The organism is Pseudarthrobacter sp. AG30, assembly GCF_003116525.1.
GTDB lineage: Bacteria > Actinomycetota > Actinomycetes > Actinomycetales > Micrococcaceae > Arthrobacter.
This window is the reverse complement of the sequence record NZ_QEHL01000020.1, coordinates 107,148-129,566: the sequence shown is the minus strand read 5'-3', so window position 1 is coordinate 129,566 and position 22,419 is coordinate 107,148. Positions and strand designations below refer to the sequence as shown.

Below are 22,419 nucleotides of genomic sequence, written 5' to 3'. Positions count from 1 at the left end.
GGTACGGCGGGAGGCGTCTCATCAGCCCGGCGGTTCCGGGCTGATGAGACGAGCCTAGGAAGCCGCGCGGGGCGGAGTCATGGCCTGAGCTCTATATGTGGATAACCGAGCTGCCGCTGCCCGCGCCACGCTGGGCGGCGCCGCCCTCCGCCGCTTCCTCCCCACCCGCTGCGTCATCTGCGGGTGCTTCGTCACGGTGCGGCAGGCTGACCACCAGCGTGGCCCCGCCGCCGTCGGTCTTCTCCACCCGCACTGAACCGCCGTGCGAACCCACGATGGCGGCCACGATGGCCAGGCCCAGGCCGCTGCCGCCCGTCTCCCGGGTGCGGGACGTGTCGGCACGGTAGAACCGTTCAAAAACCTTGGCCGCGTCCTCTTCCGAAATGCCGGGCCCGTGGTCCCGTACCTCGATGATGGAACGGGCCTCACCATTAGTGCTGCGGACTCCCACGGCGAGTTCGATGGGGCTGCCGTCCGGGGTGTACCGCAGCGCGTTGCCCACGAGGTTGCCCACCACCTGGCGCAGCTTGGCTTCGTCCCCAAGCACCGGGGCAGGCGTGGCCGGGCCGCCGTTGAGGCCCGCCAGCGAGATGGTCCTGGAGCGGTCGCTGGCCTGGGTGTCCACCACGGCGTCGTGGGCGATCAGCTGCAGGTCCACGGGCTTTTGCTGCAACGGCCGCTGCTCGTCCAGGCGGGCCAGCAGGAGCAGGTCCTCGACCATGGAACCCATGCGCTTGGCTTCGCTTTCGATCCGGCCCATCGCGGTGGCCACGTCCTCGTCCGTGGACAGGGCGCCATGGCGGTAAAGCTCGGAGAAACCGCGGATGGTCACCAGCGGTGTGCGGAGTTCATGGGAGGCGTCCGCGGCGAAGCGGCGCATCCTGGCCTCGGACGCGGTCCGGGCCGCAAATGCGGTCTCAATGTGGGCCAGCATGGCGTTCAGTGAGCTGCTCAGCCGGCCCAGCTCAGTGGCAGGATTCTCCACCTCAACGCGGCGGGAGAGGTCACCGGCGGCGATGGCTGCGGCGGTCTTCTCCACCCGTGCCAGCGGCCGGAACGCGCGCGATACTGTCCAGCTCGCGATGAGGGAGGCCAGCAGCAGCGTTAGCAGGCCCACCCCGGTCACCACCAGGGTGGCGTGCTTGAGGACGTCGTCCACGCTCGCCAGGGGCAGCCCGATGACCACCACGGCAGTTGTTTGGCCGTTTTGGACGGTCACCGCCACCACGCGCCAGCTTTGCCCGTCCGTCCCGCGGACCTGGAACGGGGCAAGTTGCCGGGCCTGGGCCTGCTCGACAGTGATGGACGAGATGTCCGGATGGTCGTCGGGGTCGCCGCCGAACGTGTACGGCTGCTCGCCGGGGGCGAAGAGCATCAGCGAATAGTCGGTGGGAATGGGGCTGGGCGCCTGCAACTGCGTGAAGGAGCGCTGTTGCCGGGCGGAGTCGACGGCGGCGTTAAGTTTGTCGTCCACCTGGCCCTGGAGGTAGCTGTGCAGCAACGTGAGGGTGACGGCGCCGGCGACCGTCAGGGCCACGATGAGCAGGGCCATGATCATGGCCACCAGCTGCGACCTGAGCGAGGCCGACTTCCACCGCTTCAACAAGGTCAGCGCTTTTCAGCCGTCCGCAGCACATAGCCCACGCCGCGCTTGGTCTGGATCAGGGCCGGGGCTTCGGGATCGATGTCCACCTTCCGCCGGAGGTAGGAAATGTAGGACTCCACGATGGAGGCATCGCCGTTGAAGTTGTACTCCCACACGTGGTCCAGGATCTGGGACTTGGACAGGACCCGGTTGGGGTTGAGCATGAGGTAGCGCAGCAGCTTGAACTCGGTGGGGGAAAGTTCAATGACCGTGCCGCCGCGGCGGACCTCGTGGGCGTCGTCGTCGAGCTCAAGGTCGTCAACCCGGATGATCGCATCGTCATCCAGCAGGGGCTGGGTCCGGCGCAGCACCGCGCGGATCCTGGCCACCACCTCATCGAGGCTGAACGGCTTGGTGACGTAGTCGTCGCCGCCAACGGTCAGGCCGGTCACCTTGTCTTCCGTGTCGTCCTTCGCTGTCAGGAAAAGGACAGGGAAGTGCTTTCCGGCGGCGCGCAGGCGGCGGGTAACGGTGAACCCGTCCATATCCGGGAGCATGACGTCCAATACGGCCAGGTCAGGCGCCTGGGTGTCCGCGGCGGCGAGCGCGTCGCGCCCGTTGGCTGCGGAGACAACTTCAAAGCCTGCGAACCGGAGGGATGTGGAGAGAAGCTCACGGATGTTGGGTTCGTCATCGACGACGAGCAGCCTGGCTTCGGGACCGTTCTTGTTCATGCTCCCATCATGCTCCCAGTGTCTGGGAGTTGTCTGGATATTCGTTGTGAGCATGATGGTGGTGCGCTTGTGTTCACCAGCCCATCGTTCCCGGCTCCCCTTTGAAAGGGCCGACGATCCGCTGGGTGATCCAGCCGCCGTAAAAGCGGCCAGGCTGCGGAAGCACGCGTTCACCGTCCACCTCGCAGTAATCCATCCTGCCCGCGTAGACGGCCACCCGGCCTGCCAGGGCCTCGAATCCGGACGACGGTTCCGGATAGGACCAGGCGGCCCCCTCGGCTTCCTCCCCGCCGCCGCGCACGGTCAGGTACTCGGCGGACCCCTTGAACTCACAAAAACTGCTGCCTGCCGCCGGTTCCAGCGACCCAGGCACGAACGCCGACCGCGGCAGGTAGTAGACCGGCGGATGGCTGGTCTCGAGGACGCGCAGCGACTCGGTGGTGTCGGCGATCAGTTCACCGCCCAGGAAGATCCTGATGTGTTCGGTACTGCGTTCGATCCGGGGCGGGCGGGGGTAGTCCCAGACCGATTCCTGGCCTGGCCCGGGGACGGCGGGAATGATGCGCATGATCATACATCCAGTGTCCCCCGGATCCGTGGCGTGCGGCACACTCCGGCGGGAACCGAAATCAGGGTGAGAACGTTCAGCGCCCGATCTCTTCCGCCGTCAGGGGCTCGGGAATACAGTGTTGATTCCAGGGTTCCATCGCTCCTGACCCATGTGAAGGGATTGACCATCATGACTGATCTGAGCGCATCTGAAAACACCACATCCACGGACCGCAGCATCCGCGACTGGGCGGACCTGGCGGAGGAAATGTGGTCGTATCTCACCGGCAAGGGTGCTGCCATCAACTACCAGTTCGTGGACATGACCATCGAGGTGCCCCGCGACATTGGTCCTGACGCGCCGCGGGCCACCTGGAAGCTCAACGGCAGCCTGCGGGTCACCACCAGCGACAAGGATGCCGCCGGATCCGATCTGAACCGCGGCTGACAGACATGGCTGAGTACCGGTTGGATGTGGACCTTGACTTCTCCTTCTCGGACGAGTCCGGGGCGGTCACCCGGGGAAGCGCCAAGGCCGCCGGCACGGAGCTGACGGTATCCCTCGCGGACCTGGCCCCGTTGTCGGGAGGCGGGCTCCCGTCCCTGGACGAAGTGAAGCCCCTGGCCGAGGTACTGGCCAGGAAAGGCATCAGCGTCCACATCTCCGGTCCGCAGGGCAACCTCATCAGCCTGGGAGCCGTGGAGAGTCCTGCATCGCAGCGGCTCGTCACCAGGTCCCCGCATATCAAGCTCGGGAAACTCGGGACCCTCCTGCCGCTCCTCCGGCAGGGACGGCGCCGGCCAAACGGCATTCCCCTTCTTCCGCCGGCGACGCCGTTGCCACTGCTCCCCACGGTGCGGCGGCGTATTCCCCGCCGCATCACCACCACCCACTACACGCGGGGGAGCGGCCGGCCACGGCTCATCTTTGTCCAGGACGCAACCACCTGGACCGGCCAGATCCCGCGTGAAGTGGCGTTGGCGGGCGAGGTCACCACGATCGGCAGCAGCCCGGAGTCTGATATCAGGCTTGAGGGCCTGGAGGGGCTGCACGCAGAGATCAGGCACGACGAGCAGGATGAGTATGTCCTGGTGCCGCATGGCCCCGTCAGCGGAAGCGTTGCCACCTCCGGTCCTTCCCTGCTCAGGACCGGCGCCCGGATGCAGATGGGCCAATGGTGCCTTGCGTTCTTCCGGGAAGAATTCGCAGACCACGGCCGCCCTTACGGCGGCCGCAGCGGCGGCGAACTGGCCTACGAGCGTCCGCAGTTCGATCCGCGCACTGGAACCATGGAACGCGACAGCTCCTACGGCGTGAGCTGACGGTGTGCAGGCTGCCGGACCCTATCCGGCAGCCTCCACGTCCTTGGCGTCCATGATCCGGTAGGCATACCCCTGTTCGGCCAGGAACCGCTGGCGCTTCGCGGCGAACTCCTGGTCCAGGGTGTCGCGGGCCACCAGCGAGTAGAACCTGGCAGCCCGGCCGTCCTTTTTGGGCCGCAGCAGGCGCCCGAGCCGCTGAGCCTCCTCTTGCCGGGACCCAAATGAGCCCGATACCTGGATGGCCACCGAGGCTTCGGGCAGGTCGATCGAGAAGTTGGCCACCTTGGACACCACCAGGGTCTGCAGCTCACCGGCGCGGAAGGCGTCAAAGAGCTTCTGGCGCACCTTCACCGAGGTATCGCCCTTGATCACCGGTGCCTGCAGGCGCTCGCCGAGTTCGTCCAGCTGGTCGATGTACTGCCCGATCACGAGCAGCTGCTCGCCGCTGTGGCGTGCCACCAATTGCTCCACCACCTGCGTCTTGGATTCGGAGGTGGCGCACAGCCGGTACTTGTCGGCGTCATCGGCCATGGCGTAGGCAACACGCTCGTCCTGCGGCAGGTCGACGCGAACCTCGACGCAGTCCGCCGGCGCGATGTAGCCCTGCGCCTCGATGTCCTTCCAGGGCGCGTCGTAGCGCTTGGGTCCGATCAGGCTGAAGACCTCGCCTTCGCGCCCGTCCTCCCGGACCAGGGTGGCCGTCAGCCCAAGGCGGCGGCGGGCCTGGAGGTCGGCCGTCATCCTGAAGATCGGTGCCGGCAGGAGGTGGACCTCGTCGTAGATGATCAGCCCCCAGTCGTGGCCGTCCACCAGTTCCAGGTGCGGATAGATGCCTCCGCGCTTGGTGGTGAGCACCTGGTAGGTGGCAATGGTGACCGGACGGACCTCTTTCATGGCGCCCGAGTATTCGCCCACTTCCTCTTCCGTGAGCGACGTGCGCCTGATCAGCTCGTCCTTCCATTGCCGCGCGGCAACGGTGTTGGTGACCAGGATGAGCGTGGTGGTGGAACCTGTGGCCATGGCCGCGGCCCCCACGAGCGTCTTCCCGGCACCGCAGGGCAATACCACCACCCCGCTGCCGCCCGCCCAAAAGTTTTCGCTGGCCAGTCGTTGGTAGGGGCGCAGCTTCCAGCCGTCCTCGTGGAGCGAAATCAGGTGCGGGGTTCCGTCCACGTAGCCGGCCAGGTCCTCGGCCGGCCAGCCGATCTTCAGCAGCAGCTGCTTGAGCTGGCCGCGCTGGGATGCGTGCACCACCACGGTTTCGCCGTCGATCCGAGGCCCCAGCAGCGGCGCGATCTTCTTGGCCCTGATGACTTCCTCGAGCACGGGGTAGTCGTCGGTCCGCATTACCAGACCGTGGCGCGGGTCTTTCTCCAGGCGCAGCCGGCCGTACCGGGACATGGTTTCCGCGACGTCGACCAGCAGTGAATGGGGAACCGGAAAACGCGAGTATTTCAGCAGGGCATCCAGTACCTTTTCCGCATCCAGCCCGGCGGCGCGTGCGTTCCACAGTCCCAACGGGGTCAGCCGGTAGCTGTGCATGTGTTCCGGAGCCCGTTCCAGTTCGGCGAAGGGCGCGATGGCGTGCCGCGCTTCGGTGGCCAGCTCGTGGTCCACTTCGAGGAGGATGGTTTTGTCGCTCTGGACGATCAAGGGTCCGTCGGTCACGCGGGGAAGTCCTTTACTGCCGCAGTTCCTCGGCGGCTTCGATATCGATGATGCGGTGGACGGACAGGACCCGTTCAGTTTCCTTGGCGGGATCGAACACACGGACCCGTCCTCCGCTGACAGACAGCGGAACAACCACTTCCATGCTGGCATTCCCCAGGCTGTCCACCACGTTCATGTGGATCCGCTGCTTCAGCCGGATGGCCCGCTGCAGCGCCTCCAGCCCCAGCTGCGTGGCGGCTTCGCTGCCCGCGGCAGGTCCCGGGGAGTGTCCGACGGCGTCACGCGACTGCCGCAGCAGGTGCAGCTGGGCATCTACGTCCTCCGCCGCAGGCGCCAGCCGCGGAGCGGTATAGACAGGGCGGAGGCTTTCCTGCGCGGAGGCAGCGCGGCGGAGGTGGCCGGCTGGCTCGGTGCCGTCCACCGAGGGGGACAGGCCCAGGCTGCGGAGCGCGGCGGCAACGTCGCGTTGCGGGGCGGAGGACGACACGACGGTGGGGGCAAGCCGGACCAGTCCAAGCTGCGCCGCTTTCGGGCCGGCCAGCAGTCCGGCGAGCATCGCCTCATCGTCGCTCTGGATGAAGCTCGCTGCCTGGCCCACACGCAGCCTGCCGTGCCGGGAGGCGGTGTCCTCCACCAGGTACTCCAACGGTTGCGGCACTGCCGTGGCCGAGTGCTCACGCAGGAAGCTCAGCAGGGCGGGGGCGTCGTAGCCGTCGTCGAGCGCCCGTTTGATGGACTCGGCGGAGAACCGGTAGATGGTAGCCGGGCCCTGCCCTTCGGCATCGGCCATGACCAGCAGTTTTTCCGTGAGTGCGGGGGCCAGGTAGCCCGGCGCGACGGCGGTAAGGTCCGCCTGCAGCAGCACGTGGTTCAGCGCTGCCGGGAGGTGCTCGCCAAGGATGGCAAGGGCGGCGTCGGGATTGTCTTCGGCGAAAGCGCTTCCGAGCTGGCTCAGCGCGCCGGATCCCACGAGGCCCAGCAGTTCGGCCTCTGCCAGGACGCCGCGGATCAGGGAACTGAACCGCCTTGCCATCCGCGGCTGTGACCATTCCGCCCGCTGGAGGACCGCGGCGGCATCGAGTACCGGGGCGGCGCCGTCCGGGGCGGATGCCTCGCACGTGAGTTCATGCAGGATTTCCAGGATGCGTTTACGGACCACCGGGGCATCGGGCCGCTGCGCTCCGGCGGACAACGCGGCGATGGTGGTGCCGGACGCGGGCCGGGCAGCAGGTGTGCCGGGCGAGGTACTGACCGGTTGGCCCACCATCGAGGGGACGCGCTCGCTGGCCAGCCAGGCGTTGACCAGCCACAGCCATTGTTCCTGCCTCGGCAGGAGGAGCCACTCAAGCTGGGGCGGCTGCACCCAGCACGACGAGTCGACGTCGAGGCGGATCAGGCCTGCCAGGCCACACAGTTCAAGAAGCCGCCCCACCGCGCCCTGGTCGATCCGCAGCTGTTCGGAGAGCCGGCGCATTTCGCGTACCCCCACCCCGCCGCTGCGCAAGGTGGCCAGCGGCTGGTCCCGGACGGCATGCAGCAGTTCGGAGACGAGCCTCAGGGTCTCCGAAATCGCGCTCAGGGCCGCGTTCCTTCGCAGCGCTGCGGTGGTCCGGCCGAGCTCGGGGACAGGCGGCGCAAGGGTGAAGTCGTCGATGATGGCACCGCCGCGGAGCGCCAGCCCCACGCTGTGCGGCAATTCGACGTGCGCGGCGTCGAGCGGGACCAGCAGGCCGCGGGCAAGGAGCCAGTCCACCGGGCCGACGTCGGCCGGTTCCGTCAGGACCGAGGCTTTCCGTTGCGCCTGGGGGACGGCACCCATGGCCCAGTTCCGGAACCTGGCGAGCAGCGCCGTCGTCCGTTCCGGGGCTCCGGCGAGGATGTCCCGCAGCCCCTCCGGAGATGATGTCCAGTGCTGGAGGGCCAGTGCCGCGTCCATGGGGGTCGTGGCCTCGTGGACGGCGAAGCCGCTGCGGTGCAGTTCGGCAACCAGCGGTACTGCCCGTTGGGCGAACGCCGGCTGCAGGCGCACCAGTTCCGTGTAGCTGCGGCCCAGTCCGGCCGGGTAGATTCCCACCACGTCCTTGAGGGCGCCCGCCGGGAGGTAGAAGACATGTCCGGACGCTGCGGGCGGGGAGCCATGCGGTGGTGCGGCCGGGTGCACCAAGGCAAGTTCCTGCAAGGTGCCAAGGATCTGTTGAATGGTGGCCAGGGACGAACCCCGGACCAGTTTTTGCAGGTTTTCCGCGGACGCGCTGTGGCCGGTGTCGGTGTTGGTGCACAGATGCAGGGTTTCGAGCACCTGCATCTGGGGCCGGTTGAGCCGTTCAAGGGCCCGTTGGACGCTGACCCGGGAGCTCGCCCGCGCTGCGAGTGCCGCGAAATCCGGCACCGAAGGGGAGATCAGGTCCGGCCGCGCGGCGAACAGTGCCCGCAACGAATCGTCGCTGCGTGCCTCCAGGTCCTTGCCGAGCGCACGAATGAGGGACATCAGTCCAACGTTACCGCGGCTCCCGCCTTCCCGCCCGCCGCCGGGCGGCCACGCCATCGAGGACCAGCAGGAGCATCAGGATGAAGGCCACCGGGAGGCCGTACAGCGCTGAGTACGTGACCCAGGTGGGAGCGACGGACCCCGCGAAGGCAAGCGCCATGACCGTTCCCACCGCTACCAGGGAAAGCAGGGCAATAACAGCTGCGAGCACCATCAGGGGCCGGCGGAAACGCAAGGGTGTCATAGAGGTAACGCTACAGCGGCGTCCGGCGGGCCGCTAAAGCCCCGGGCTTGCGCCCGGGGCGGAACAGTACGGCCGGAAGCATGATTAGGGCATGCGGCAGGATAACCTTGAAGCATACAGACCAACACGGTTTGCAGAGGCCATACCTTGAACCCGCACAACAATGCGGACGCGGTGGCACCTGGCCGTGTCTCATGACAGCAGAACGAAGAAGGTTGATTACGTGCCTACCGGCAAGGTCAAGTGGTATGACAAGGACAAGGGCTTTGGATTCCTCGCGGGCGAGGACGGCCAGGAGGTCTTCCTGCCCAAGTCGTCGTTGCCCGAGGGTGTAACGGAGCTCAAAGCCGGCACCCGCGTGGAGTTTGGCGTCGCTGACGGCCGCAAGGGCGCCCAGGCACTGGGCCTGCGGGTGCTGGACAAGACCCCGTCCATTGCCAAAGCAAAGCGTCCCAGCGCCAAGGACCTCGCGCCGCTGGTCCAGGACCTGGTGACCGTCCTGGACAACCTGTCCGGGACGCTGTCCAAGGGCAAGTATCCGGACGGCAACAAGGGCAAGGCAATCGCGGCCGCCCTGCGCAAGGTTGCCGACGAGCTGGACGTCTAGGCGCCGATGAACCCCCAAGCTGAACAACCGGGCGTGGCTCCACAGGAGCAAGCTGCCAAGGCTGCGCCAAAGCGCAAGGCCGGGGTTCCGGTATGGCGGACGGGCAAGCCTGACGCGTTCCTGGCAGCAGCCGTCGATGTTGCACGGGCCGCGGTTGAGGGCATCACGCCCGCTGCCACCATCGGGCCGCACCTTGGTGCCAAAAGCGAGGGCGACCGGCTGGTCACGCACTTGTTCGAGTCCCGGCTGGCCGGCTACGGCGGCTGGCAGTGGTACGCGGTGCTGACCCGCAACTCCCGCTCCAAGGTGGTTACCGTCGATGAGCTGGGCCTGCTGCCGTCCGAAGAATCGATCCTCGCCCCGGAGTGGGTGCCGTGGGCCGAACGCGTGCGCCCCGAGGACGAGCAGCAGCAGGAACCCGAACAAGCCCGCCAGGAAGAGCCGTCCGCAACGGAGCAGGCGCCCGGGGATGAAGAGGATGCCGACGACGACGCGGAGCCAAAAGACTAAGCAAGAATTTTCCGCCACACGCGAAAGGCGCCGTCCGGGGGTTATCCCGGGCGGCGCCTTTCGCGTGTGCCTGGACTACTTGCGGAGCTCGCCCACCACATAGTCGATGCTGGACAGCAGTGCCGAGACGTCGTCGGGCTCGATGGCGACGAAGGTGGCGATGCGCAGCTGGTTGCGGCCCAGCTTCCGGTAGGGCTCGGTGTCCACGATGCCGTTGGCGCGCAGGACCTTCGCCACCGTTGCCGCGTCCACCGACTCGTCAAAGTCGATGGTGGCGATGACGTTGGAGCGCTCCTCCGGGTTGGCCACAAACGGGGTGGCGAACTCCGAGGCGTCAGCCCAACTGTAGATGCGGCCGGCGGAATCGGCGGTGCGGGCAGAGGCGAAGTCCAGGCCGCCGTTGGCGTTCAGCCACTGGACCTGGGCGTCAAGGGTTACCAGGGTGGACAGCGACGGGGTGTTGTACGTCTGGTTCAGCCGTGAATTGTCGATGGCGGTCTGGAGGTCCAGGAAGTCCGGGATCCAGCGGCCGCTTGCCTTGATGGCGGCAGCGCGCTCCAGGGCGGCGGGGGAGAAGAGGCCGAGCCAAAGGCCACCGTCGGAAGCGAAATTCTTTTGCGGGGCGAAGTAGTAAACGTCGCTTTCGGCGATGTCGACGTCCAGGCCGCCGGCAGCGGAGGTTGCGTCCACCAGGACCAGGGCGTCCTTGTCGGCGCCCGGCACCCGCTTGACCGGGGCGGCGACGCCCGTGGAGGTCTCATTCTGTGGCCACGCGTAGACGTCCACGCCCGCCTCCGCCTGCGCTGCAGGACGGGTGCCCGGCTCAGACTTAATGATCGAGGACGCTTCCAGGAACGGCGCCTTGTTGGTGGCGGAGGCAAACTTGGAGCCAAACTCCCCGAAGGACAGGTGCTGCGCCTTCTTGGACACGAGGCCGAAGCTCGCGATGTCCCAGAACGCGGTCGAGCCGCCCACGCCGAGGACCACCTCGTAGCCCTCGGGAGCACGGAAGAACTGGCTGAGTCCTTCGCGTACGGAGCCCACCAGGTTCTTGACCGGAGCCTGCCGGTGGGATGTGCCGAGGATAGTCTTCGACGCAGCGGACAGGGCATCGATCTGTTCCGGCCGGACCTTTGAGGGGCCGGCCCCGAACCGCCCGTCCTGGGGCAGGAGGTTGGCGGGAATCGTGATGCTGGTGTCGCTCACAGGTGCTCCATTCGGCGGGGACGAAAGCTGTGGTCCGGGTGGTGGGTGGCCGGGAGCCGGCCATGGCTGCAGTGCAAACCTTCCCCAATTCTGCCTGAAGCGCGCAGGGTGGCGGGAGCGGGCGGCGCCAATGTCCAGCCAATGAGACGCCGCAGGCGGCAGGCCCTATTCGGACTAAATCAAAATAGGCTAAACTCTTCCCCGGACTACGTCGCGGGAAGAGGCGATACGGTGGGACAACGCAAGGTACTGCGCTCGAGGAGCTGAGCTGGATGACGGATCTGATCGACACTACGGAGATGTACCTCAGGACCATCCTGGAGCTTGAGGAAGAGAACATCGTTGCCCTCCGGGCCCGTATCGCCGAACGCCTGCGCCACTCGGGGCCTACCGTTTCCCAGACCATCGGCCGGATGGAGCGCGATGGCCTGGTCGTCGTCTCCGGTGACAGGCACCTGGAACTGACCGACACCGGCCGCAAGCGTGCCACTGAGGTCATGCGGAAGCACCGGCTGGCCGAGCGCCTGCTGGCCGACGTGATCGGATTGGACTGGGCCTATGTCCATGACGAAGCCTGCCGCTGGGAACACGTTATGAGCGAACGGGTGGAGCGGCGCATCTACGAAATGCTGGACCACCCCACGGAGTCGCCCTACGGAAACCCCATCCCCGGCCTTGCCGCCCTGGGCGGACAGCCCGGACCCGGGTTCGGCGACGGCGCCATCAGCCTGGTGGAGGCAATGAAGGCCTACGGGCCTGAATCGGCAGTGACCATCAGCCGGCTGGCGGAACCGATCCAGGTGGAGCCGGAACTGCTGACCCAGCTCGACGAGGGCGGTATCCGGCCCGGCGCGTCTGTCTCCCTGGAACGCGTCGGTGACTACATTTCGGTACGGGTGGCGGGAATCGAGGGCGCGCTGGAGCTGCCTCCCGAGGTGGCGGCTCACGTTTTCGTCGCCGTGAACCAGGCCTGACGCCGCGTTTCCGTACCCCACCCGGGGGATTCCACGCAAAGATAACGGAATTGTTACCTAGGGTCTTAAGCCCCTATAGTGGAACCCAGCGTTGATACTTAAGCGTTACCTGATCCGGAGCCGAGCTCTGCCAGCGGGCCAGGTGTACGAGTCGTTACTGGCAGAGGCGGGGGAACCACAACCGGCAGCGGGGGACTGCCTTGGGGTGAAGTCCGTCAGCAGCAAGCCTCTCCAGTGAAGGATTCTTCCGGGAATACCCCTGTGTAGAAGTTTGCCCATGACGGACCGGGTCTTTGATCTCTCTGACCCGAATCCGACAGCTAACTCCGCAGGCTATTCCAGAGAGGAACCCTTCTTGACCATGCAGACCTCCCGGGGCCGCCGTCGCGCGGCGGGCCCCCCTGAGGCACCCCGGGTTGTCGAAGTAGCCGCCGCGGAGCGCCCCCGCGACCCGCAACGGGATGCACGCCGCCGCCGGGGTCCGTTCCGGCAAATCACCGACTTTGCCGCGGCCAGCGGCATCGGCCAAAAGGCCGGCATCGCCCTCGCCGCCACCGGCCTGGTGCTCACGGTGACCATGCCCGCCACCAGCCCCGTTATGGCGACGGATGCGGCCGGAATCGCGCCCCAGGCCGCCTCCGCAGTCAGCCCCCAGCCCCAGATTTCCGCGGATGTAGGCGCCCAGATCGACTTCAGCCGCTCAGCCGTCGTGACGCAGGCGGACCCCGACGGGAAGCTGAAGCAACTGCTGAGCGCCCAGTCGGCCGGATCGGTAACGCGTGCGGCTTCCGCCGGGACCCTGGCCGCGCCGCTGGCATCCCTCGTGACCGCGTCGCCCTTCGGCTACCGGGTCAGCCCAATCACCGGCGGCACCGGAGATTTCCACCGCGGACAGGACTTCGTGGCACAGTGCGGGACGTCCGTCCTGGCAGCCGCAACAGGAACCGTGACCTTCGCCGGCTGGCACCAGTTCGGCGGTGGAAACCGGGTGGTGATCGACCATGGCAACGGCCTGGAGACCACGTACAACCACCTCTCGTCCTTCAACGTCAAGGTGGGCCAAACGGTCTCCCGCGGCGAAGTCGTGGCGTTGAGCGGGACCACCGGGGCGTCCACCGGCTGCCACCTGCACTTCGAAGTCCAGGTCAACGGCGAAGTGGTCGATCCGATGGGCTGGCTGTAACCGTTTGATTGCGCACTCCCAGATCGCCGTGACCCGCCGTGACCTGAATGTGACATTGAAGCAAAACTGCTGTACCGTCTAACTCGCGTCAACTTTTCCGAAGTTGACGCTCTTGAGTGGATTGCCTAACTCTGCCACCGCTCAAGGTCCGTTCGCATTTCATCGTCTGGCAGGGGCGGGGGAACCAATTTTGGCCTTCTGCGTTCTGGAAGGCCTTGGGGTTAAGTCATGAGCTTCCCAGGAAGCGAAGTGGCCGGGTGACTCCCATCCGAATCCGACAGCTCACCTCGCAGGGATTGGGAGAGGCTACCTTCGTGTCTTCACGCCATAATTCTGCGCGCCACCGTGCGCAAACGGTTCGCGCCAACCCCTTGGACGCCATGTCCAAGGCCGTAAGCGCCAATGCCGGGACCGTGGGCCGCCAGGCTGCCGTTGTGGCAGCGGCTTCAGGCCTCATCCTGAGCATGGGCCTGCCGGCCAACGCCGCGGACACCACTGCCGGCATCTCGGCCTCCACGGAGTCCGGTTCCGCACAGACCGCCCTTGCTGTCACCGCGGCCCCCACGGCCACCGTTTCCTTCGAGCGTCCGGCGGTCAAGACCACCGCCGCCCCGAAGGTGGAAACCGTGCGCACCCAGTCCACCGCGTCCGCGGACCGCACCGCCACCACTGCCGGCCAGGAGGCGTCCAAGGCCGGACAGGCAGTGGAAGCCGTTTCGTCCGCAGCCACCTCGGGTATCGCCGCGATCGCCTACACCGGCATCGGCCACCCCTACGTCTGGGGCGGCACCACCCCCAACGGCTGGGACTGCTCCGGCTTCGTTCAGTGGGTCTACGCGCAGGCTGGAATCAGCATTCCCCGCACGAACGCGTGGAGCATCATGACCCCCACCTCCACCCCCCAGCCGGGCGACCTCGTGGTCCAGAACGGCGGCGCACACGTCGGCATCTACGTCGGCAACGGCATGATGATCAGCGCGCTCAACCCGTCGCAGGGAACCATGCTCCACTCTCCCGCAGCCACCGGTACTTCCACGTACTACCACCTGAACAAGTAGTTCTTGGGCTCCACGCTCCAAGGGCTATTTCTTTGCCCAAAGCTTTTTCGCTAGAAACCAACATCCCCGTTCGGGACGCGCCGGCGTACCCCCAAGATGCCGGCGCATCCAACCCCCTCGGACAGGCCACCGCGGTCCAGAGGAAAACGAAAGAGAGAACTGATGACGACTCGTGCTACCGCACGGCACCGCGCCGAGGTCACCAAAACCAACTCGATCGCGATCGTTGCCAAGGCTGTCAGCGACAACGCCGGCGGCATGGGCCGCCAGGCTGCAGTAATCGCTGCAGCTTCCGGCCTGGTCCTGACCAGCGGCATCGCAGCCAACGCAGCCGACACCAACGTCAAGCGCGACTCGGCTCCGGCATCCGCCATGGAAGTTGAATCCGCCGTCGACGCTCCGATCTCAGCGGCCTCCACCATTGCCATCAGCTTCGAAAAGCCGGCCGTTACCACCACTCCGGCACCGGCTCCCGAGCCCGAGGTTGCGGTGCAGGAAGCCGCTCCCGCTCCCGTTGCCCAGGCCGTTGCCGCTCCCAAGGTGACTGCCAAGGTTGCAACTGCCGATGCCACGGCTGCCCCCGCCGCCCAGGTTTCCGCCAGCGGAAAGGGTGCTGCCATCCTGTCCGCTGCCTACGCCCAGCTTGGCGTACACCAGGACTGCACCATGCTGGTGACCAACGCACTGGCTGCCGTCGGCATCCACTTCCACGACTGGCCCGCCGGTTACCTGTCATTGGGTGACAGGGTGTCCGCATCCCAGGCCCAGCCCGGCGACCTCATCTACTACGCCGACGGTGGCGGAGGAATGGCCCACATCGCCGTCTACGCCGGAAACGGGATGGCCGTCCACGGCGGCTTCAACGGCAACGACACCGTTGTGTTCAGCGCCAACGTTGGCTCCGGACCGGTCTTCATCCACGTTCGGTAACCACTGCCGCCCGCCGCACGCGGCGCCGCATAAGATGTGCCCGGAAGGACCCCTGCCCTTGAGGCGGGGGTCTTTTCCCGTTTAACTCCCGCCATTCTGCGTGCATCCCGGCTCCCGCCACCGGGGTGGGGATCCGGCCTCCGCGTATCCGATTACCTGATATTGCAATTCTCTGTTTACTCTTGTGATGTCGATCCATAGCCCGGACATGCCGAGGGCAGCCGGCCCTCGTGCCCCTGACGGGTGCGGCCGTGAAGAGGTACGTGCATGCGCACTCTCGTTCTGAATGCTGGATATGAACCGCTGGCGGTTATCACCTTCCGCCGGGCGCTGGTGCTTGTGCTCACAGGCAAGGCGAGCGTGGTGGCCGAGGGGGATGATCCCGTGGTGGGCCCCACTGACGTCCTGGGCCGCCCGTCCGTGATCCTCCTCAACCGCTACATCCGCCCGCGGTACAACCACTCAACGGCCGTCAGCCGCCGTGGTGTGCTTCGACGTGACGGGCACAAGTGTGCATATTGCGGAAAGGCAGCGCACACAATCGACCATGTCCACCCAAAATCGCGGGGCGGAGCCGATTCCTGGGAGAATCTCGTGGCTGCCTGCCTGCGGTGCAACAACGTCAAGGGTGACCATACCCCCGGCGAGATGGGATGGACCCTGCGCTTCGTGCCGGAGCCGCCGCACGGAACCATCTGGCAGATCAAGGAACTGGAGAAGCCAACCCCCGCCTGGGATCCATTCCTGCTTCCCGAGCGCGCCGCCTGACAAGCGGCTTCCAGGCCGGTTGCTGTTCGCTAGGCTGGGTGGGTGCAAACGGACCCGTTGATCTTTGACGCCCTGATCCTGGCGGGCGGCCGGTCATCACGGCTGGGTGGAGTACCCAAGCAATCGTTGGTCCTCCGGGGAAGAACCCTCCTGGCATGGACCCTTGACGCCGCTGCCGGTGCCCGCCGTACGGTTGTTGTGGGCGACGTTTCCGCCGGCGGCCCTCCGTCCCGCGGGGCTGCCGATGAGGCCGGGCCCGCCCAGGCCCTGCCGCCAGGCGTCCTGTCCTGCCGGGAGGAGCCGAAGTTTGCCGGTCCTGCCGCCGGGATCTCAGCCGGCCTAGATGCCCTTGCCACCTCTGGGGGAGGGGCGCCCTTCACTCTGGTTCTCGCCTGCGACATGCCGCTGGCAGCCCGGGCGGTGGCGATGCTCCGGGACGCGGTGGCAGCTGCGGGCGATGGCCGGGGCGCCGTGGCCCGCTCTGCCGACGGCAGGGAACAGCCGCTGGCAGCCATATATAACACTGATGAGTTAAAAAGATCGTGCGGTGAGTTGTCCCGCCGGGACGCCCTGGTCAACGGCTCCGTGAGGTCGCTCCTTGCTAATCTGGACGTGCAGCTTGTCACAGTCCCGGCCGGGTCCACTGCCGACGTGGATACGTGGGGTGATGCTGCCACGCTGGGGATCGCCGCCGGGAGCCAGCGTGAAGACTTTGACCAAAACGTGCGGAGCCAACGTGGGAGGCAAGTCGTGAAAAGCCAGGACGAGACGCTGGAGGAATGGTGCAGGGCCCTGCTCCAGGCATACAAGCTGGAGGACGTCCAGGTGGACGTGAACGCAGTGCTGTCCCTTGCCGGCGTCGCAGCCCACGCCGTGGTCCGGCCGGCTGCTCCACTCACCACGTTCATCGCAGGATTCGCCGCGGGGCTGGCTGCCGCACCGGGCAGGGAAATGGACACGGCGTCCATGGAAGCGGCGATGGCCGTGGCTCGGTCCCTGGCTGCCGACTACGAGAATGAAGCTGCCGCCGGGACCCCCGGCGAATGACGGCAGAACCCCGCGACTGGCCGGAGGTCCCACCTGCCGACGAGCCCGAAGCACCACAGGGGACCGCCGGGCACGAAACACCTGGACCGGAAACCACGGAACCGGAGGCTGAAACCAGCGGGCACCACCTGGCGCACACCTGGGAAGAAGCCCGGCAGGCTGCGTTCGATGCGGCCACCCCGATCCCGGCAGGGCCGGTGCCGCTGCGCATGGCCCTCGGCCGCAGGCTCGACCAGGACATTCTGGCACTCCAGGACATGCCGCACTATGCGTCCTCAGCCATGGACGGCTGGGCGGTCAACGGCAGCGGCCCCTGGATTCCGGTGGACCCCGGGAACCGCCTTGCCCCGCACCAAGCAAGCATCATCGTTACGGGAGGCCTGATCCCGGCCGGAGGCAAAGCGGTCCTGAGGACCGAGAATGCGGTCCTGGCCACGGACGACGAGGGACTCCCGCTGCTGATGGCCGGAGGAAAGGCGCGCCCGGGGGAACCTCGCGCCGGTGAGCACATCAGGAAAGCGGGCGAAGAGGCCCTGGAAGGGGACGTCCTGGTCAAAGCCGGCGTGGACCTCAACCCCGCACACCTGGCACTGGCCGCACTGGCCGGACACGATGAACTCCAGGTTCAGGGAAAGCCCGTGGTGCGCCTCGTCCTGACAGGCTCCGAGGTGGTGGACTCAGGAACCCCCGATCCGGGCAAGGTGCGGGATACCTTTGGGCCCCAGCTGCAGGACGTCGTAGCGATGCTGGGTGGCATACCGGGCGGCCAGCAGCGAATCGGCGACTCCTACGAGGAATGGCTTGCGGCGCTCGAAGACGTTGTGCCGGAGGTGCCGGACGCGCCGGACCTGCCGGCCGACGTCGTCATTACCACCGGAGGAACCGGGCGCTCCGGGACCGACCACTTCCGCCGGGCCGTGGCTGAACTTGGCGGCCGGCTGGTCATCGACGGCGTGGCCATGCGTCCGGGGCACCCCGCCGTCCTTGCCGAACTTCCGGACGGCCGCTTTGTCCTGGGCCTCCCGGGCAACCCGCTCGCGGCCATGATGGCATTGTCCACTGTGGGCGCACCACTCCTCGCAGCGCTGGGCCACGCCGCCATGCCCGCCGTCCAGGAGGTGCCGTGCGGCACCATGATCGAACCGGACCCGGGGCGCACCCGGCTGATGCCGTTCCGGCTGCTGTACGGCATGGCGTCGCCGGCCCAGCACACAGGACCGGGAATGATGCGGGGACTGGCTGCCGCCGACGGCGTCCTGGTGGTACCGCCGCACGGCGTGCAACTGGGGGAGCCGGTGCCGGCCTTCGCACTGCCCTGGGGGCCGCCCCTCCCGCCGCCCGCGGACGCGGCGGCCAAGGCCAAGCCCCGAACCGCCGGACGGACCGGGCAGCCCAAGGGCAAGCCCGCACCCAGCGGCCCCGTGGACTGGAGCGCGCTGCTGGACTGAGCCGGGCGCCGAAAGTGCCATGATGGAGTCATGACGAGGCAGGCTGGAACATGGGACGCGTAACCCAGCGCCGAAAGGTGCACAAATTCGTACTGGATGGATCGCCGGGCGCCCTGGAGTACCCGGTCCGCCACCGCGAAGACGTCCTCGCGGTGGAGGAGCCGCTGGAAATCCGGCTCGGCAGGCTTTCCTACTCGGTGACCATGCGGACTCCCGGGGACGACTTTGACCTCGTGGCCGGATTCCTGGTGTCCGAGGGCGTCATCTGGGCTCCGGAGCAACTGGTATCGCTGCGATTCTGTGCCGGCGAGGACGAGGACGGCGTCCAGACGTTCAACGTGGTGGAGGCCCAGCTGCGGCCCGACGTCGAGGTTCCGGATACCGGGCGTAAGGTCTACACCTCAAGCTCCTGCGGCATCTGCGGAACCGACTCCATCGATGCGGTCCAAAAGTCCTCGCACTTCAGCCCGCAGTCGGATCCGCTGAGAGTCGATGCGGAGGTCCTGGCGTCGCTGCCCGGGCTGCTGCGGAAATCCCAGCGCCTCTTTGACGATACCGGCGGAGTGCATGCCGCGGGCCTCTTCAGGATTGGGGACGACGGCGAGCCGCGCCTCCTGTGCCTGCGCGAGGACGTGGGGCGGCACAACGCCGTGGACAAGGTGGTGGGGTGGGCGTTGCGCGAAGGCCTCCTGCCGCTGACCGGCACCGTCCTGCAGGTGTCCGGACGGGCGTCCTTCGAACTGGTGCAGAAGGCATCCCTCGCCGGGATACCTGTCCTGGCCGCCGTCAGCGCACCGTCGAGCCTTGCCGTGGAGCTCGCAGAGGCCAATGGGCTGACCGTGGCGGGCTTCAGCCGGGGCTCGAGCTTCAACGTCTACTCCGGTGAAACCCGGATCCTGCGACCGGAAGCCGCCGTCCCGCAGGCTCAGGGGTGAACTCCCGGCTCGAGGGGTTGGATGCCGTGAAGCCAACGGGTAGATTTGTCCATCGAATGGATACCATGATCCAGTTCCAAGCTTAAAGAGGACCCATATTGCATGACGACCGCAGGATCACGGAAGTCCGCCTGGCAAGGTTTGTGCGCGAGCGCATCACCCCGGCCGTCTACAGCAGGACGGTTCCGCTTGCCCTGAGCAGCTGGGAAGTTCCCGGCGAGCCGGTCCCCGCGCTGGAAGCGATGCGGCAGCAGTTCCAGCCGCAGGAACACGGCGCGCCCTGGGGCAGGCCGTGGGGCACCACCTGGCTGCGGCTTCAGGGCGAGGTGCCGGAATCGTGGGGCGGCGGCCCGGACACCACCGTGGAGGTGGTGGTTGACCTCGGGTTCACCACGGAGGCGCCCGGATTCCAGTGCGAGGGGATTGCCTGGCGTCCAGACGGGTCCATCATCAAGGCGATCTCGCCCCGCAACCAGTACATCCCGCTGAAGCTCCTGGGCAGCGGCATGGCCGTGGACTTCTACGTGGAGGCCGCCGCGAACCCGGACATGGCGCAGGGCTGGACCTTCGCGGCCACTCCGCTGGGCGACAAGGCAACGGCCGGAAGAGCGCCGCAGTACCGGCTCGGGACCATCGCCATCGCCGAGCTGAACCAGTGCGTGTGGGAACTCCAGCAGGACATCTGGACCCTGTCCGGCCTGATGGAACAGCTGCCTTTGGAGCTGCCGCGCCGCCACGAGATCCTCAGGGCGCTGGAACGCATGATGGACGTGATGGACCCGGACAACGTCGCCGGGACTGCGGCGGCAGGGCGTGAGGCCCTCGCCGAGGTCATGCGCCGGCCGGCGTATGCCTCCGCCCACCATTTGGTGGCCACCGGGCACGCGCACATTGACTCGGCGTGGCTCTGGCCCGTCCGCGAAACCATCCGCAAGTGCGCCAGGACGTTCTCCAACGTCGTGGCCCTGATGGACGAAAACCCGGACTTTGTCTTCTCCTGTTCCTCGGCGCAGCAGCTGGCCTGGATCAAGGAGTACTACCCGGAATTGTTCGGGCGGATCCGCGAGAAGGTGCGCGCCGGCCAGTTCGTCCCGGTCGGCGGCATGTGGGTGGAATCGGATACCAACATGCCCGGCGGTGAGGCGATGGCCCGGCAGTTCGTGGAGGGCAAGGGCTTCTTCCTTTCCGAGTTCGGCATCGAGTGCAGGGAAGCCTGGCTGCCGGACTCGTTCGGGTACAGCGCGGCGCTTCCCCAGATCGTCAAAGCGGCCGGCAGCCGCTGGTTCCTCACGCAGAAGATCTCCTGGAACCAGACCAACAGGATGCCCCACCACACCTTCAACTGGGAGGGGATCGACGGCACCCGGCTCTTCACTCATTTCCCGCCGGTGGACACCTATAACTCGGACCTCAGCGGCCGCGACCTGGCCCACGCAGAACGCAACTACCGGGACCACGGACGCGGCACCGTGTCCCTGGTGCCGTTTGGCTACGGCGACGGCGGCGGCGGCCCCACGCGGGAGATGCTGGCTGCCGCGGCCCGCACCCGGGACCTTGAAGGGTCGCCCACGGTGCGGATCGGGTCGGCGGAGAGCTTCTTCCGGCAGGCCGAGGAGGACTACCAGGGGCTGCCCGTCTGGGTGGGCGAGATGTACCTGGAACTGCACCGCGGCACCTACACCAGCCAGGCGCGCACCAAGAAAGGCAACCGGCGCAGTGAGCACCTGCTGCGCGAGGCGGAGCTGTGGTGCGCCACGGCTTCGGTCCGTACCGGCGGCGACTACGAGTACCCCGCAGCTGAACTCCGGCGGCTTTGGCACTTGGTGCTCCTGCAGCAGTTCCACGACATCCTGCCGGGCAGCTCCATTGCCTGGGTGCACCAGGATGCCGAGCGGAACTACCGGGCCATCGACACCGCCCTCGAAGCAATCATTGGCCAGGCGGCATCAGCCATGCTGGGTGCGGGCGAACAGGAGTTCCTGCTCAATGCGGCTCCGCACGCGCGGCAGGGTGTTCCGGCGCTCGCCGCGGCCACGCCCGTGGCCGCGACGGACGCCGTACAGGCCACCCGGGACGGCGACTGCTGCATCCTGGACAACGGCATCATCCGCGCAGTGGTGGACGCCGACGGGCTGCTGGTCTCCCTCCGCGACCATGCCACCGGCCGGGAGGCCATCGCCCCCGGCCAGCGCGGCAACCTGCTGGAGCTGCACCGGGACACGCCCAACGAATGGGATGCCTGGGACATCGACGAGTTCTACCGCCGGAACGTCACACCGTTGCGGCACGCGGAATCGGTCCGGCTGTCCACCGACGGGGCGGCCGCCGTCGTCGTGGTGGACCGGCTGGCAGGCACGTCGCCGCTCACGCAGCGCATCACCCTGGCGCCCGGCAGCCCTTCACTGGAAATCACCACCACCGTCGACTGGCAGGAGCGGGAGAAGCTGCTCAAGCTGGGCTTCGCCCTGGATGTGAGGGCCGATCGGTCCGCAGCGGAAACCCAGTTCGGCCATGTCTTCCGGCCCACCCACACCAACACTTCCTGGGAGGCCGCCAAGTTCGAAATCTGCGCCCACCGGTGGATCCACGTGGGCGAGCCCGGCTATGGGGTGGCAGTTTCGAACTCTTCCACGTACGGCCATGATGTGGGCAGGAGCGTCAGGGACACCGACGGGGGAACCACCACGACGGTGCGTTTGTCCCTGTTGCGGGCACCCAAGTTCCCCGACCCCGACGCCGACCGCGGCCGCCACGAATTGACCGTGTCCATCCGCCCGGGCGCCGGCATTGCGGACGCCATCGAGGAGGGATACCGGACCAACCTGGCGCCCCGGCTGGTTCGCGGTGCGGCGCCGGTGGAGCCTTTGTTCACGGTCAGCAATCCTGCGTTGGTGGTCGAAGCGGTCAAGTGTGCGCAGGACGGCTCCGGCGATGTGGTGGTGCGGCTCTATGAGTCCCTGGGCCAGCGCTCAGCCGGGCGTATCACCGCCAATTTCCCGGTTAGTGGAGTGGTGGCCACGGACCTGCTGGAGCGGGCAGGTGACGCGCCGGGAGTTGATCCGGACGGAAGCGGGGCCGTACTCAGCCTGCGGCCGTTCCAGCTGGTCACCCTGCGCTTCACCCGGCAATAGCACCTGCACGGCCGGGTACAGAGCCCTT

20 protein-coding genes and 2 riboswitches are annotated in these 22,419 nt (G+C 67.2%); of the genes, 13 read left to right on the top strand and 7 right to left on the bottom strand.

Translation table 11 applies throughout. The annotated features are described in order from the left end of the window. Window positions 1-91 precede the first annotated feature (91 nt). The 3 genes from DC347_RS17675 to DC347_RS17665 all read right to left on the bottom strand — a co-directional run bounded on the left by DC347_RS17675 (window position 92) and on the right by DC347_RS17665 (window position 2,893). Window positions 92-1,606: a HAMP domain-containing sensor histidine kinase gene (locus DC347_RS17675; protein ID WP_165838060.1), complete on the bottom strand. Its 1,515-nt coding sequence runs from the start codon at window positions 1,604-1,606 to the stop codon at window positions 92-94. A 2-nt stretch (window positions 1,607-1,608) separates the two neighbouring features. Next, a complete protein-coding gene (locus DC347_RS17670) occupies window positions 1,609-2,319 on the bottom strand; it encodes a response regulator transcription factor (protein ID WP_018762141.1) in 711 nt (236 codons plus the stop codon). Between the two features lie 73 nt (window positions 2,320-2,392). Further along, window positions 2,393-2,893, bottom strand: coding sequence for a DUF427 domain-containing protein (locus tag DC347_RS17665; protein WP_109863864.1), 501 nt, complete (start codon window positions 2,891-2,893; stop codon window positions 2,393-2,395). A gap of 165 nt (window positions 2,894-3,058) precedes the next feature. Between DC347_RS17665 and DC347_RS17660 the strand changes: the two genes are divergently transcribed. Both DC347_RS17660 and DC347_RS17655 read left to right on the top strand, forming a co-directional pair. Continuing rightward, window positions 3,059-3,316 (top strand): hypothetical protein, encoded by a 258-nt coding sequence (locus DC347_RS17660; protein WP_026264693.1) that lies wholly within the window; start codon window positions 3,059-3,061, stop codon window positions 3,314-3,316. Window positions 3,317-3,321: 5 nt separating this feature from the next. Continuing rightward, window positions 3,322-4,191, top strand: a complete 870-nt coding sequence (locus tag DC347_RS17655; RefSeq protein WP_109863863.1) for an FHA domain-containing protein — start codon at window positions 3,322-3,324, stop codon at window positions 4,189-4,191. A gap of 21 nt (window positions 4,192-4,212) precedes the next feature. Here DC347_RS17655 and DC347_RS17650 read toward each other — a convergent pair whose 3' ends face one another. The 3 genes from DC347_RS17650 to DC347_RS17640 are packed head-to-tail and all read right to left on the bottom strand — an operon-like array spanning window position 4,213 to window position 8,594. After that, on the bottom strand, window positions 4,213-5,859 hold the full coding sequence (locus tag DC347_RS17650; protein ID WP_018762145.1) for a DNA repair helicase XPB: 1,647 nt from the start codon (window positions 5,857-5,859) through the stop codon (window positions 4,213-4,215). 13 nt (window positions 5,860-5,872) lie between these two features. After that, complete coding sequence (locus tag DC347_RS17645; protein ID WP_018762146.1) at window positions 5,873-8,350, bottom strand: helicase-associated domain-containing protein; 2,478 nt, start codon at window positions 8,348-8,350, stop codon at window positions 5,873-5,875. 10 nt (window positions 8,351-8,360) lie between these two features. Next, on the bottom strand, window positions 8,361-8,594 hold the full coding sequence (locus tag DC347_RS17640) for a hypothetical protein (RefSeq protein WP_026264694.1): 234 nt from the start codon (window positions 8,592-8,594) through the stop codon (window positions 8,361-8,363). Window positions 8,595-8,817: 223 nt separating this feature from the next. On the opposite strand from DC347_RS17640, the gene DC347_RS17635 reads away from it, so the two are divergent. Continuing rightward, on the top strand, window positions 8,818-9,201 hold the full coding sequence (locus tag DC347_RS17635; RefSeq protein WP_018762148.1) for a cold-shock protein: 384 nt from the start codon (window positions 8,818-8,820) through the stop codon (window positions 9,199-9,201). 6 nt (window positions 9,202-9,207) lie between these two features. Beyond that, a complete protein-coding gene (locus DC347_RS17630; protein WP_109863862.1) occupies window positions 9,208-9,711 on the top strand; it encodes a DUF3027 domain-containing protein in 504 nt (167 codons plus the stop codon). A 75-nt stretch (window positions 9,712-9,786) separates the two neighbouring features. On the opposite strand, the gene serC is transcribed toward DC347_RS17630, so the two are convergent. Continuing rightward, complete coding sequence (gene serC, locus DC347_RS17625) at window positions 9,787-10,917, bottom strand: phosphoserine transaminase (protein WP_109863861.1); 1,131 nt, start codon at window positions 10,915-10,917, stop codon at window positions 9,787-9,789. Window positions 10,918-11,189: 272 nt separating this feature from the next. On the opposite strand from serC, the gene DC347_RS17620 reads away from it, so the two are divergent. From DC347_RS17620 to DC347_RS17580, 9 genes are all read left to right on the top strand, one after another. Next, complete coding sequence (locus DC347_RS17620; protein WP_018762151.1) at window positions 11,190-11,891, top strand: metal-dependent transcriptional regulator; 702 nt, start codon at window positions 11,190-11,192, stop codon at window positions 11,889-11,891. A gap of 108 nt (window positions 11,892-11,999) precedes the next feature. Next, window positions 12,000-12,242: riboswitch (cyclic di-AMP (ydaO/yuaA leader) on the top strand. A gap of 10 nt (window positions 12,243-12,252) precedes the next feature. Further along, window positions 12,253-13,074 (top strand): M23 family metallopeptidase, encoded by an 822-nt coding sequence (locus DC347_RS17615; protein ID WP_109863882.1) that lies wholly within the window; start codon window positions 12,253-12,255, stop codon window positions 13,072-13,074. Between the two features lie 136 nt (window positions 13,075-13,210). Continuing rightward, window positions 13,211-13,384: riboswitch (cyclic di-AMP (ydaO/yuaA leader) on the top strand. A gap of 70 nt (window positions 13,385-13,454) precedes the next feature. Next, entirely contained in the window at window positions 13,455-14,132 is a 678-nt protein-coding gene (locus tag DC347_RS17610; protein WP_109863860.1) for a C40 family peptidase, read from the top strand. Between the two features lie 162 nt (window positions 14,133-14,294). Beyond that, window positions 14,295-15,062 (top strand): NlpC/P60 family protein, encoded by a 768-nt coding sequence (locus tag DC347_RS17605; RefSeq protein ID WP_109863859.1) that lies wholly within the window; start codon window positions 14,295-14,297, stop codon window positions 15,060-15,062. A 267-nt stretch (window positions 15,063-15,329) separates the two neighbouring features. After that, window positions 15,330-15,830, top strand: coding sequence for an HNH endonuclease (locus DC347_RS17600; protein WP_018762155.1), 501 nt, complete (start codon window positions 15,330-15,332; stop codon window positions 15,828-15,830). A 42-nt stretch (window positions 15,831-15,872) separates the two neighbouring features. Next, a complete protein-coding gene (locus DC347_RS17595) occupies window positions 15,873-16,877 on the top strand; it encodes an NTP transferase domain-containing protein (RefSeq protein WP_240617839.1) in 1,005 nt (334 codons plus the stop codon). Continuing rightward, a complete protein-coding gene (locus DC347_RS17590) occupies window positions 16,874-18,325 on the top strand; it encodes a molybdopterin molybdotransferase MoeA (protein ID WP_109863857.1) in 1,452 nt (483 codons plus the stop codon). Before DC347_RS17595 ends, DC347_RS17590 begins: the two co-directional genes overlap by 4 nt. Before the next feature lie 50 nt (window positions 18,326-18,375). Beyond that, window positions 18,376-19,260, top strand: a complete 885-nt coding sequence (gene fdhD / locus DC347_RS17585) for a formate dehydrogenase accessory sulfurtransferase FdhD (RefSeq protein ID WP_026264696.1) — start codon at window positions 18,376-18,378, stop codon at window positions 19,258-19,260. Window positions 19,261-19,358: 98 nt separating this feature from the next. Then, on the top strand, window positions 19,359-22,391 hold the full coding sequence (locus tag DC347_RS17580; RefSeq protein ID WP_109863856.1) for a glycoside hydrolase family 38 C-terminal domain-containing protein: 3,033 nt from the start codon (window positions 19,359-19,361) through the stop codon (window positions 22,389-22,391). The last annotated feature ends 28 nt before the right edge of the window (window positions 22,392-22,419 follow it).